The sequence below is a fragment of the Pseudoalteromonas sp. SG44-1 genome, from assembly GCF_014164315.1.
GTDB classification, from domain to species: Bacteria; Pseudomonadota; Gammaproteobacteria; order Enterobacterales; family Alteromonadaceae; genus Pseudoalteromonas; species Pseudoalteromonas rhizosphaerae.
Genome location: NZ_JACJEW010000001.1, coordinates 164,537 through 177,929, shown reverse-complemented (window position 1 = coordinate 177,929; position 13,393 = coordinate 164,537). Strand labels below are relative to the sequence as shown.

Here is a 13,393-nt window from a genome sequence, read left to right as displayed (position 1 = left end):
AAAATCAGCTGGGAAGATTTGTTATTTTTTTCTGCTCTAACATTTCTTTCCAGTGTATAATTTCCGCTGGTAATATAGGCACAACACCGTCGAAGTTTACCGCCTCTAGCATTTCTTCTACGCTGACGACACCTCGCTTGCGCTTAAACACACCTCTTACATAGGCGATCGCATGCAAGCCACGCTCGGAATGAAATTTTTGCTCAATATAAAAATACTTATGATCCCAACCCACTAAGCGCGTGCTAATGGTATAGCGTTGCATTGGCTTAATATCACGAATATAAGTAATGGCCGTGGCGTTAACGATAGGAAACCAACGTTTTTTCATAATCGTTTCAAGCAAGCCAACTCGCTCAGTCATCCAAGTGCGAGCTAAATCCATCATTGCTAAATAACGAGAGTTAGTAAGATGTAAATTAATATCACAATCACTTGGCAGCGCTTTGTAATCTATATCCACAGTGTCTAACAATGATTGATAATCACGGTTACGTTTGATTTTAAAAAATAATAATAAAAGACGAAAATATAAGTTCACAATAAAGGTCTTACCAGTTAACAATTTTGTGAGTGTAGCATAGCGTATTGCATTGGAGAATATTCTGCTCTACTCTGAAATTCTCTGATTATAAATAATAGTAGAAAAATGATGAAAAAATCAGTTTCTTATTTAAGTGTGGTATTAGCATTGATGAGTACCAGCGCGATGGCCGACTTTAACTATCCAGGCGAAGGAAACGTACGTTATCCAACTGGGGTTGAAAAGCCGTTTCAATTTGGGTTTGCTTGGCAGCAACAAAATAGCAAGTTTACTATAGGTAAAAAAAGCTATGATATGCAATTACCTGAATCCTATTCCATTGCTATTACTTTAGCAAAAGACGAGCAACAAGTGTGGGTGCAAGAATTTAATAATGGCTTTATTGAAGGATTCAGCTGGGAAATTGGCGAACACACAATCAAACTTGAAAAACGTCAATATAAAGGCGCGGTAAAAGGGGATTATGTTATCAGTTTAGATAACAAAGATTACTTTTTTGCCCGTAATAACATCAGTATCTTAATTAAGTTCACCGCTGAGGGTATCGATACTGTCGCTATTGACGGTGTAACCAAAGATATGGGTACTAAGCAATAGTACCCAACACTGTTGATTTGAGTCAGTTTACACTTTTACCGTTTTACGATTAATGCCGTAATCACGTAGCTTATTTGCAACTGCGGTATGACTTAACCCTAAACGCTTAGCCAACTGTCTCGAACTTGGGTAAGCAGGGTACAACTTACGTAATAATGTAGCCTCAAAACGCTTTACAGCTTGATCGAGCGAGCCCTCAAAATCAGACTCCAAGTACCCTAAATCATGGGTAAATGTAGGTAATTGTAAATGCTCAACACGCAGCTCGTTATCATCTAATAACGAGACCGCACGGTATATCGCATTTTCTAATTGGCGGACATTGCCCGGCCAAGGATAATCTTGTAAAAACGACAAACATTCTGCAGATAGTTCCGGAATTGCATGACCATTTTGCTGCGCATATTTTTGAATAAAATGTTCTGCAAGTGGCCCTACATCAGCTTTACGATCACGTAATGGAGCAATTTCTAAAGTCAGTACATTGATCCGATAATATAAATCTTCTCTAAACGTACCCTCTTGTACCATCGCGGGTAAATCTTTTTGCGTGGCGGCGATAATGCGTACATTTACTTTTACTTCGTTCTCATCGCCAACTTTGCGAAATGTCCCATCTTGTAAAAAGCGCAGTAACTTAGTTTGAAGTTGGGTAGACATTTCACCCACTTCATCTAAAAATACCGTGCCACCATCCGCTTGCTCTAATACGCCGCGTTTTGGCGCTGCATTTTCTTCATAACCGGCATAACCAAATAATTCAGACTCAGCAACATCATCAGGCAGTGAAGCGCACGATAAAGCGATAAAAGGTTTCACAGAACGATTAGATGCATAGTGACAAGCGCGTGCCAGTAACTCTTTGCCGGTACCGGTTTCACCAGTGATAAGTATCGGAGCTTCAAGTTGCGCCATTTTACGCGCTTCACGAACCACACGACGCATCGCAGTGCTAAAGTTGTGAATAGTTGCAAAGCTTTCTTGACCATAACGACGAAACGCACTTACCTGCTGACCTAAACGGCTTTGTGATTTGATGTTGATCACCGCACCGGCTAATACATCACCTTCGTTGCCTTGTGGTACTGCGATTGGCAAGATATCCGCGATAAAATCTTCACCAGCCACCTCAACCCGGGTTGTTTGTCCCAGTACTTCTTTGCCTTCTAACCAACGGGTAAAGTTAAAGCCTTTCAATAGATTATTAATATTTGAACCAATAACTTCTTTTTCAGTTAACTGTAAGTCTTTACATGCAGCATCGTTGCAAAGCCTTACCCAACCTTTGGCATCAATTGAGATCACACCATCTGGTAGCGCACGCAACAATGTGTTGAGCTCATTATGCTCACGCTCAGAAGGTAAAAAAGCGGTGGTACGTACATCCTGCACACCATCAATTAATCGAATTGAGGGCATGATTTTTTGAAACTGCTCAAATTCAATCGGTGGAAAACTCACATACATACGACAGTTAATTGAATCAACTTCAATACCTTTTAAATCAACGCGATAGTTGACTAAAATATTGAGTATTTCTTGAGCAATACCGATGCGGTCTGCACAATGGATATCTAAACGCATTTCACCCTCAAAAAGAGAAAACCTACTATGTCGCAAATAATACGCTAACTACCCATCGCTGGGTAGTCTATTGTAAAGATTTTTGGACAAATGATACTAACCATTATTGCAAAGACTTTTTATGGCAACTGACTATAATTTAGTATGAATGATATTAGAAAAATTCAAATACTTGGCTAATATCATTTCCACAAAAAATCCGTATAATGAAAACATATTAAAAAATGTAACTACAGTGATAACGAGGCTTGTTTGAAAATTAAAAAATATAAACTCTTTTCTATTCTCTGCTTAGCCCTAATTATCGCTGGCTGTAAGGTTGAAGACCCCTATGATACAGGCGAAACACAAGCCCAAAAGAGCGATGCACAACTGCGCGATGATTATTTAAAAAAAACGTTTAATGGTGTAATCACAATAACCGATCAGCAAGCTAATAGTGTGGCTGGCATCATGGTTGAGTTTGCAGGACAGCAGTATCAAACAAATGCCAGTGGGCAAATTAATTACTCAGGTATTACAACAGGTAACCATCGGTTAATGATCGCTGATGAAAGTTACTTCCCAGCTGTCGCTACAGTCAAAATTACTGCTGATAACGCTCAGCAACAGCTGACCCTAACAGCTAAGAGTAGTAACTCGGTTAGCCTGCTATTTGCTGGCGATACTATGTTTGCACGACGCTTTTTAGATCCCTCTTTGGCAACTATGACGGCTGCGATCCCTGATGTCGCAGGGGCACTTATTCGTCCAGCAACAGCCAGTGAAAATGCTCAAGCATTAACACATTTTGTCGCACCATTTTTTCAAGCTGCTGATTTTTCATCAGTAAACTTAGAGACACCGATAACAAGTAGTCCTGAAGCAGCACATCCAACAAAAGAGTTTAGCTTTTTTTCATTACCTGAGACGCTAGATGGGATCAAAGCCATTGGTATTGATTACGTCGCACTAGGAAATAATCATGTGTATGACTTTTTAGAAGATGGCCTCAATGATACTTTGCTTGAAGTAGATAGCGCTGGCCTTGCTCACAGTGGCGCAGGGAAAAACATAGCCAGTGCTTACCAAGCAAAGTTCATGGATGTGGGAACACTCACGTTAGGACTTTTTTCAGCGACCTCCATTACAGGTAAAGAACATGCAATTACCTATGTTACCGATGCCACAAAAGGCGGTGCCGCAGATTTAACAGAAACAGAATTAGTCTCCAACTATCTTAATGATGCAGTGCAAAATAGTGATTATGTAATTGCCCAAATGCATGGTGGTGATGAATACACTTATCAACCCAGCGGTTACATTAAAGGCAGGTTTAATTCTTTATCCAAACAACAAACCAATTTATTAGTTGCTCATCATCCGCATATTGCCCAAGGCTTTGCAGTTTTTAATGGCGTACCTGCCATTTTAGGCTTAGGCAATTTTGTGTTTGACCAAGACCGCTTAGAAACGCTGCTTGGTGTTGCGGTGTTAGTAAATGTAGACAAAGATGCATCTCCTATGACGAAGCGCGCTTTTGCTTACCCTATTTATGTTGAAGGGTATCAGCCTAAATTTACCAATGGTTTTTTGAGTGATTATTTATTACGACGTCTGGCTGAGTTTTCTGATAATAACATTACCTTGATCCCACGAGATGGTTATGCCGATGTATTTTTCACCGCAGATCAAGCGACTGTTTCTCAGCACACGGAAACAGTTACAGTTACCCCAAATCAAAGCATTCTAGATTTACGCAACTTTGCTCCATCAACAAAAGCATTTTTATCTAAACTTGAAATTATTGACGGATCGCCAAGTGATGTCACTTTAGGGCGCGATTTAATGATTTTCGGTGACTTTGAAGATTGGGATAACGATGATGAACAACTAGAAGTTGCTCGTTGGGATCACACCGGCGACAGCGTAACGCCTTGCTTAAGTGGTGCTCGTTCAGGCGCGCAAGGCTTATGCTCTGCTCGCACCCAGTTTGATAACACGCCATCGCTGCTCCCATTTAGACAAACCATTCGTGCAATGGAATTACCTAATGATGATGGCTCAATTGATGTCTTCAAGGAGTTTAGTTTGTTTGGTTACAGTAAAGCTGAAAACGCCGGAAAACTAGACGCAAAAATAGTTTATACCACCGCTGAGGATGGCCTTGAATTTTCTACTCAATTGGTCGATATTGAACCGGCTGGTAACCATGACTGGCAAGCCTTAAACTATGACTTTTCACTGCCTTCTGACGACTTAACACTTGGCCCAGAACAGTTACCACCGCGCGGTATTAAAGTTACCTTGCGTCACTTTGCGCCAAATAGTGGCGAAGCAAGCTTGGCGTTGGATGATATGGCAATGATTTCATGGCAACAAAAAGTAAACTTCACTGATACGATGTGGCGCACGGATAAAATCCATGGATTTGACTTTTTACGTTTAAATGCAACGTCTTCTGTTACGTTTAAACTAACGTATAGCACCTTTAATTAATCTCTATTCTATTTTGGAGCTAATCGTGGCTTTTAAACAACAGTTTTTTTTACTTAAACGCCAGCGTTCTTTTTGGCTTACTATTTGCCTGTTTATCATTGTGGTGATCTCAAATTCATTATCACTGTTTAATTCATCAAATGCCTTTTTCTATAGCCGTTTAGCAAATCTTACACAAAGCCAGCAAAGCAATGTTGTGATCATTGAAAGTGAGCATTTAAGTCGCGAACATAATGAACTAGTACAACAACTATTAAGCTATCAACCAAAAGCAGTATTGGTTTTTGCTAATGAACAACTAACAGTAAATAAAACCTTGACGGACATGGCACAAAACACTGTTTTTTACCCACACCCTAAAAATGACTACTGCCTACCACATATAAACGATTGGTCTGGCTACAATGTTGAATTAGCCGCTATGGCTGACAGCTCATGTCTGGCAATTTGGCCGACACTGTTTAACGACCTTGATAGTAGCAAAAGTGTATTGCTTAACTTCGCTTTAGCCCCTTCTGCACTGCCAAAGTTTTCAGCTGAACGGCTGATGACAATGGACATTATGGCCAGCCAGTTACAAAACAAAATCATTATTCTCGGTCAACATAATGCTGGTTTAGGGGTAAAACTTAATGCGCCTAAATTAACCCAGACATCAAACTATTTATTACTTACTGCTTATATTGCCGATACACTTGATAAGCAAAGCAGCATATCGCTACTGACACTATGGCAAAGCACCCTACTGCTGCTTAGTATTTCTTTACTACTGCTGTTCGCTTTTCAAAAATTATCAATTAGTTACAGTATCGTAATTGCAGTGCTAACAAGTATATGTTGGTTTGGCTTAGGGTATTTTATTTTAGTGTTTCAGCATTTATTTTTACCCGTTGGCCAGATGACCATTTTTACCTTTATTACACTAGTGTGGGTAATATTGGTTAGAAAACTCAACGAAGACAGGGAGCTCACTAGCCTAATTGGGAATATTCAACAGAAAATGGCTGGGCGCTATTTACCAAAGTCATTTATTTCTCAAAGCTCGCCTTGGGATGCGATTATTCGCTTGGTAACTCAACAACTTGCTTTGAATAAATCGATATTTTTAGCGCGTAAAGAAGGCGATCACCGACTAACCGAAATAAGAGCCGTCAATTGCCACCTTAGTGATATTAAAGAAATGCGCCGCGATTATAAGCGCGCGCCATATTCAGATGCTTTAAAAGAATTTGGTGTTGTGCCAATTTTGCGCCCATTTTTTAATGAGCTAAGTGACGGTGAGCTGCAATATATCGTGCCATTTATCTATGCCGGTGATGTGCGTGGTTTTTGGGCAATGACAGTAATGCCTGATGCACAATTTAACAAACAAGCATTTGAGCGCAATGTAAATGCCTTTGCCGGACAAGTGGGTGAATTACTGTTCCATTATCGAATTATTGAATCACAAAATAATGCTAATGATAGCGCCCTATCTCAACTACTCACTTTGAAATTACAAGAACCGCTCAGCCAGCAAGTGAAAACGTCGATAGCGGAAATGGAACAAAAGCTAACGACCTTAGAGCATGTGTTTAATAATGTTCGCTCTGCGACTGTATTATTTAATTTATTTGGTCAAGTGGTGCAAATAAACAAATCGTTAGAAAAACTAGCTGCGCAGCATCAATTCTCTATTTTTGATATGACAGCATTGGATTTGCTCTGCTTAGTTACTGATTTAGATACTGAAACCGCGAAAGGTAAATTACGCTTTATCACCTTACAAAAAGGCGATATTTATCTTCAAGCTAAGCTTGATGAAAATACCTATATACTCAATGTTCGAGCAATGGATGCAAGTCATCTACAAAATGCATCTGGCGAGCCATTTCAGGTTTCAGGTATTTTATTTGAGTTTATTGATATTGCGTTTTTTATTGAGCAAATGCCCAACAGCAAACAACTGTGTGATTCATTATGCAAACAACAGCAATTTTACGCTCAAAACTTGATGGAGCCATCAACTAGTGGGTGATTTTATTTTACAATTGTTTCCAGCAGGTGGTGGCTTAGGTCAATCGGTGATCACCACTGTATGGATAGGCATTACTGTTGTTTGTTTGTTAAATTTACGATTTGGTTTTCCGCTTACTGGGCTTGTTGTGCCTGGTTATTTAGTGCCACTACTTATTGTTAGCCCAACCTCAGCCGCCGTTATCTTAATTGAAGCGGTAGTAGTGTATGGCTTAATGCTCTTTAGCGCTAAGTACGTAATGCAAAGATTTGGCTACGCCGAGATGTTTGGTCGTGACCGCTTTTTTGCCATTATCTTGATCAGTATTTTAGTGCGTGTAGTCATGGATACTTTGTTTTGGCCATTGATTGCTAACGTGCTCAGCGGTTGGGATATAACCTTTGATTATTCATCACAGCTTTATTCCCTGGGGTTAGTTATTATCGCCCTCACTGCCAACGTGATGTGGAATGGTGGCTTTAAGTACGGCATGAAAGTTACCATTGTTCAGCTACTAATTACTTTCTTATTAGTTCGTTTTGCACTCATGCCAATGACTAACTTTAGCATCGCCAATTTAGCAATTATGTATGAAGCGGTTGCCGCATCAATTATAGCGGCACCAAAAGCCTATATTATTTTGGTGATCACTGCGTTTATTGCGTCGCGTGCCAATATTAAATATGGCTGGGAATTTAATGGCATTATGCTACCCGCATTATTGGCGCTGCAGCTTATGCAGCCAACTAAATTGCTCACATCCTTTGCAGAAACAGCCATTATACTGATCATTGGTGCTTCGCTATTAAACTTTACGCGGTTACGTAATGCCAATATTGAAGGTGCAAGATTATTGCTATTTTTCTTCAATATCGGTTTTATCTATAAGTTATTTTTAAATTATTTTGTGGTGCACTACTACCCTGAAATAAAAGTTACCGATACCTTTGCTTTTGGTTATATGCTGTCTACGCTTTTAGCATTAAAAATATATCAAAAAAGCGCACTAGGCTTAGTGATCCGAGCCACCTTTCAAACTTCAATCCTAGGCGGTGCGTTAGCCATTGTGATCGGCTTTATTATCATGTTTATCCCTTCTTTATTTGTTACAACTGACATTAAAGAATTGCAAAGCACAAACAAAGTCAGCGCTCTTGGTCAACAGATCAGTGAATATAAAAGCTACCTTTATACGAGCAATAAAGGACAACTAGACATCAGCAGTTATCAAGCTAGTCAGGACAAAAATAACTTTAAACAAGCGATTTATGAAATTAATAAAGCCCCTAATTCAATAGAAAACTTACTGCTGAATAAACAGCGCTTAGCTAAACTTGATTTTCAATTGCAATTTGATGATAGTTATATTTACATTCGCGATGCTAGAAAAACCTCGCAACGCGGGTTATTTGTTATTTCTCGAAAACCAAGCGCAGATTTCATAGTCACGGTACCATTTCCCACTTCAGAAAGTTTAGCGAGCGACTCTGCGGGGCTTATATTTTCACACTTTGACAGTCGTGCCTTAGTATTTGGTACCAGTGCTACACCAACGACGGAATTAACTCATAATAATAAACAAAGTCCTTATTATTTAGCATTTATTGAAGCGCTGGGGCTTGAGCAACTATTTCAAGTACGGGAAGTTAACAATCGCACAAATCGTTTGTTAATCAAAACCCCTGTCGGCGCAACAAGTCAGTATTGGATTTACAATCAGTTACCAAGCTCACTCAGCCAACGTTTGATCCAACAGCTATTAGGACATCAAGAGACTTTTTTTGGTCAAGCAACCAATAGCTCTTTACCTGCAGCAAATTTTAATGGCCAGCTGTTTGAAGTGTTTTTAAATAGTGATAACTACACTACGTTATTAGCTAACATATCTCGTGATGAAAGTAATAACTATGACAACGCAATTAGCTATGCAACGCAGAGCCTGAATGAAGTGATTGAGCTATTTGCTGACAACATTACCGCTAAAGGCAGTGGCGCTTATAAACCATTAACGGCAAATCAAGCCGCCTTGTGGGAATTTGAAATATTACACCCTCTATACCGTTTAAAAACTAAGCTGACGGATCAAGATGTAGATGAGAATATAATCAATCAACTAAATCAAATTAATGCCACAGCCAGACTAATGGGCTATCAGCTAACATTACTCAATAACGCGCAAGGTCGCTTTTTACTTATCGCCCCTTTCGTTGATGGGGCTGCAATAGCCTATGGTCAAGGTTTCTATGTCATCAATCTGACATCAAGTACCCAACTTAATATTGAAGTACCGCGACCATTATTTGAAAGTAATACCTTAAAGTTTGCCACTGAACTATTTGTAAATAGCCGGGCAGAGCATTTACTGATCGCCGGTGCCCATCCTTATGCGCATCCACAAGCGAATGTATTATTACCCAATAATGTTGATTCATTATTTAATGTGGTTCATCAAAGCTATTTACGGTTTGCACAAAATAATGCCATTTTAAACTTACAAATTCGTAGTCACAGTGCACCATCATGGATCAGACCCACCGCCCTAGCTTTTGAATATACGCAATCAAATAACGCCCACCAGCATCTTTTACAAACACTTAATCACAGTTTGCAAGATTTGGCTGTTGATTACCAAGTTGTGCAAGGCCAAACCGCGACAAGAGGTTTAGAGCTTGGTACGTCGCCGCAATCTGGCTATCAAATATTTGCTCCCCACAGCGAACTAGCAACCCTGTGGCTTGCATCTGATTTTAAACAGCAATTTTCTGTTAACCAGCAAAGTCTTTTACAACGCTTGCTCGCGATTTCAGCGCAACCAACAATTAAAGTAATGAATATAACCACATTATCGCCTGCCAATTGGCAAGCTGTAAGTTCACAGCAGCAAAGTCATTTTTTAAAAACGATTGAGCATTATGCCAGCACGCAACGCTTGACGGCACTGGCACAACTATGTAAACCATTCGCTAACTGTGAATTACAAACAATTGAATTTGAAGGCCGCCAAGAGTATGCCCTCGCGATCAGACAAAAAGGTAAGCTGTTGGCAATTTTTAATCCGATAACAAACCGTCTCACTGACCAAAACCGTTTTAACACTATGATGATTGAGGGATCGTATGCAATTTATTAAACGACTCTTAAAAATACTCATATTGCTCCTAATACTTACTGGGCTTAGTTTTGCGCTGTTTAGTTTTTATCTGTGGATACAGTCAGCAGAACCTATAACTAGCCGTTCGGATGAAGAGACACGCTCTAACGTTCAATGGCTAAGCACTGAAAAACCATTGATTTTTTCGTTTTCTAGCACTAGAACACACTCGATCCGAGTATTATCAAATGCGATATTTTCTGAACCACAGGATTTAGATAAACCGATAAACTATGCCATTGAATACGCATTCTTAAATGAAAAAAAACAAGTAATTAGTAGTCATGTCTATCACCATGCGTCAAAACTAACACCTCCCGACAATGAGCAACAAATAAAGCAAATTATTGAAAATCGGCAAGCTTTACAGGTCTCATCTGGGCAATCTTTTTATATCAGCCCAGAACAATTAAAGAACGTTACCAGCGTATCATTAAAGTTAATTAGCGAAGATAGCCAAGTTATGGGAGTTGTAGTGCGAGTCCATGCTAAAACACATAACGATAATGATGATAAATACAGCGCGTGGCTCAAGTTACCATTAGAGCGAAGAGAGCGAAGCAGCGCATATCACAGTATTGGGGTTAATGCGTTATCAACCACAGAAATAAACAATGCAGTTACCTATTCATGGCTAAAACTTGCTCCACAAGGTATTCCTGGGATCGACTTTAAAGCCGACATTTTATATGAAACGCTGCCCTACAATGTTGTTACTTATGACTTTGCGCAGCAACAACTTAATTTAAATGACTATTACACCGATGCGACACTGTGTGCGAGCATTGAACTAAAACAGCCAGATTCGCTTATTTTCAGTCTGGACAAATCAGCTGAAATCAATTTAACTTGGTATGATTTAAGTCAGTTTATTGCACCACATACTGTGCTTTATCGCGCAAATACAGCGCAGCCACTGAGCTTTATTACCGAGCCATTAGATATTGGTTTAGTAACTATATGCAGCACCGAGCCACTGTTAAGTAATTGGTCTTTTAGCTCACTACAACCGTTAACGACCGCACAAGATGGTTACTATCAAATAAGTAACTTATTAAATGCTCGCTTCACACTTGAAGAAAGTAGCGATATTAACATCGATCTCAGATCATCTAGTCGAGGTCATGCTACTGTGATTGTTTATGATCAAAATAATCAGCCAATTGATACCTTTACTATTTCTTATGACGATGAATTATCTGAATTTGATCGAGTTATTCTAGATTCCACACAACGAGAAAAAATCCCTAAAGCAAATAGCTTTTATTTACGTCTTAACGAACGTGCAGCGGCATTGGTAATTACAACTGAGCAACCGACTCTTGTACGTGTCAAATCACGTAATAGCCAGTTTAACTATCAACGTACGGTATGCCATACGAAATGTATTGAAGATCCAAACTTTCATGATATTGCCGCTTGGTATGAGCAACAAGCTGATAACCATTACGACTTTACTGAACAAGATAGTTACGTCAATATCCGAGTTTTCCAAGAGCCACCAGAGATCCTAATTAAAGACAGTTTCTATCAATCAAGAGAGCTGTTTAAACAATTACCGATCTCTAATGTCGCATTGGTCAATAGCCCAACAAAATATTTTACCCCAGTTACTGAGCCCAGCCCTTATAACTTTGCACCATTGCAAAATAAGCATCTGCTGCAAGCGGCGACTAATGCGCCAAGTACAGATCCAGGCAGTGTGGTTTATCAACTAAACAACAAAACAGCCAGAGAAGTAAATTTAGTAGACACTGACTTTGAACAACTGGCAAGTATTGAAAAAAATGCCCAACAAATTTATCAAAACTGGCAAGGGCAACGCCCGTGGCTTAAACAACGGTTGTATAAACTTACGGCAAATACGCCACTAAAATTAGCATATCCAACGCAACGCCCGTACAGTGTGGTATTAAAAGCGTACAGCCATTATGCTGAGCAGAGCATTATCATCGATATTGCTCAACGTGCTAAATACCAAAGTGGCTTAACCCATGATTATAGTATTGCAAACAAGCGCTATGGACTTCAGCCGAGCCGCTTAAGTGATGCCTTTTTGATCCATCCAAAAGACAGTCAACTATTTGCTTACCCGGCAATTACTCAACAGCTCAATGCTGATGTTCGTGCGCTCAACAGTTTAACCATTACAAGCAATAAAACCGTCTGGATCGCAGTATTAGAAGAGTACGCTAACGAAGAAGTAAAAATAAGGTGGTGGAATGATGATGCAAGCTAAACGCTTACTTGCGATAATATTACTGTTATTAACTAGCGCAAGTTACGCTAGTTCGTCATCACAAAATGGTGCCTATGCGGTTACAAAAGCCCAACTAGCGCAATGGCTGAGCACGCAAACAAACTTGGCGCAAGGCAACGAACTAACATCAGCGTTAACTTTAGTAACGAAAGATGAACACGTTATAGCAGGAGAAATAAAATACCAGTCGAGTGGCAGTCAGTGTATTGCCTATGCTCCGCACCGCTATTTTGACAAACACAGCTACCCTATTGCGATGGCCCTATTTACTGAATGCCAGGTTTTCTTAGCCAATACCATACATCGCAATACACTTGCAGCTGATGGACAAAAAAGTGATCTAGGTAAATACCACTACAGTGTTACCAATGCGTTTATTCAAAGCTACGCCAACACAGTCGATCAGTTCGTTATTTATCAGATACACGGCTTTGATCCAAAAAAACGACACACTAAAAAAGCACGCAATAGTGATGTAATAATCAGTCATGGTGCCAAGCCAGCTACAGCTAAATTACAGCAAATAAGCCAGTGTTTAACTGACAAATTACAACTTGCCAGTTATGTATATCCGTTAGAAGTTACAGAGCTTGGCGGCACAAAAAATATTTTAAATAAAATTCTGCCAAGCAATGGCGAATTTTTCCATATTGAATTAAGTGATATATTACGCGCGAAACTTGTTCAACAGCCTACTTTGATGAGTCAATTTAAAATATGCATTACGCTATAACTGCTATTATTTTCAGCCTATTGCTTACTTTGAGCCCACACGGCTTAGCC

8 protein-coding genes are annotated in these 13,393 nt (G+C 39.6%); 6 read left to right on the top strand and 2 right to left on the bottom strand.

Annotated elements, in window-relative coordinates; translation table 11 throughout:
• Positions 1–4: 4 nt before the first annotated feature.
• A complete protein-coding gene (locus tag H5187_RS00745) occupies positions 5–541 on the bottom strand; it encodes a thioesterase family protein (protein ID WP_182717070.1) in 537 nt (178 codons plus the stop codon).
• Positions 542–649: 108 nt separating this feature from the next.
• On the opposite strand from H5187_RS00745, the gene H5187_RS00740 reads away from it, so the two are divergent.
• On the top strand, positions 650–1,141 hold the full coding sequence (locus H5187_RS00740) for a hypothetical protein (RefSeq protein WP_404674458.1): 492 nt from the start codon (positions 650–652) through the stop codon (positions 1,139–1,141).
• A gap of 27 nt (positions 1,142–1,168) precedes the next feature.
• Here H5187_RS00740 and tyrR read toward each other — a convergent pair whose 3' ends face one another.
• On the bottom strand, positions 1,169–2,725 hold the full coding sequence (tyrR, locus tag H5187_RS00735) for a transcriptional regulator TyrR (RefSeq protein ID WP_149980819.1): 1,557 nt from the start codon (positions 2,723–2,725) through the stop codon (positions 1,169–1,171).
• Positions 2,726–2,977: 252 nt separating this feature from the next.
• Between tyrR and H5187_RS00730 the strand changes: the two genes are divergently transcribed.
• Genes H5187_RS00730 through H5187_RS00710 form a run of 5 tightly spaced genes read left to right on the top strand, consistent with a single transcriptional unit; the run spans position 2,978 to position 13,343 of the window.
• Positions 2,978–5,203 carry a CapA family protein gene (locus H5187_RS00730; RefSeq protein WP_220493209.1) on the top strand — a complete coding sequence of 742 codons (2,226 nt, stop codon included), beginning with the start codon at positions 2,978–2,980 and terminating at the stop codon, positions 5,201–5,203.
• Between the two features lie 25 nt (positions 5,204–5,228).
• Positions 5,229–7,220, top strand: a complete 1,992-nt coding sequence (locus tag H5187_RS00725) for a hypothetical protein (protein WP_182794078.1) — start codon at positions 5,229–5,231, stop codon at positions 7,218–7,220.
• Entirely contained in the window at positions 7,213–10,329 is a 3,117-nt protein-coding gene (locus H5187_RS00720; RefSeq protein WP_182717068.1) for a poly-gamma-glutamate biosynthesis protein PgsC/CapC, read from the top strand. The genes H5187_RS00725 and H5187_RS00720 overlap by 8 nt, the downstream gene beginning before the upstream one ends.
• A complete protein-coding gene (locus tag H5187_RS00715) occupies positions 10,316–12,589 on the top strand; it encodes a hypothetical protein (protein WP_182797444.1) in 2,274 nt (757 codons plus the stop codon). Before H5187_RS00720 ends, H5187_RS00715 begins: the two co-directional genes overlap by 14 nt.
• The gene (locus H5187_RS00710; RefSeq protein WP_182717066.1) at positions 12,573–13,343 is read left to right on the top strand and encodes a hypothetical protein; all 771 of its coding nucleotides are present in this window, start codon (positions 12,573–12,575) and stop codon (positions 13,341–13,343) included. Before H5187_RS00715 ends, H5187_RS00710 begins: the two co-directional genes overlap by 17 nt.
• The last annotated feature ends 50 nt before the right edge of the window (positions 13,344–13,393 follow it).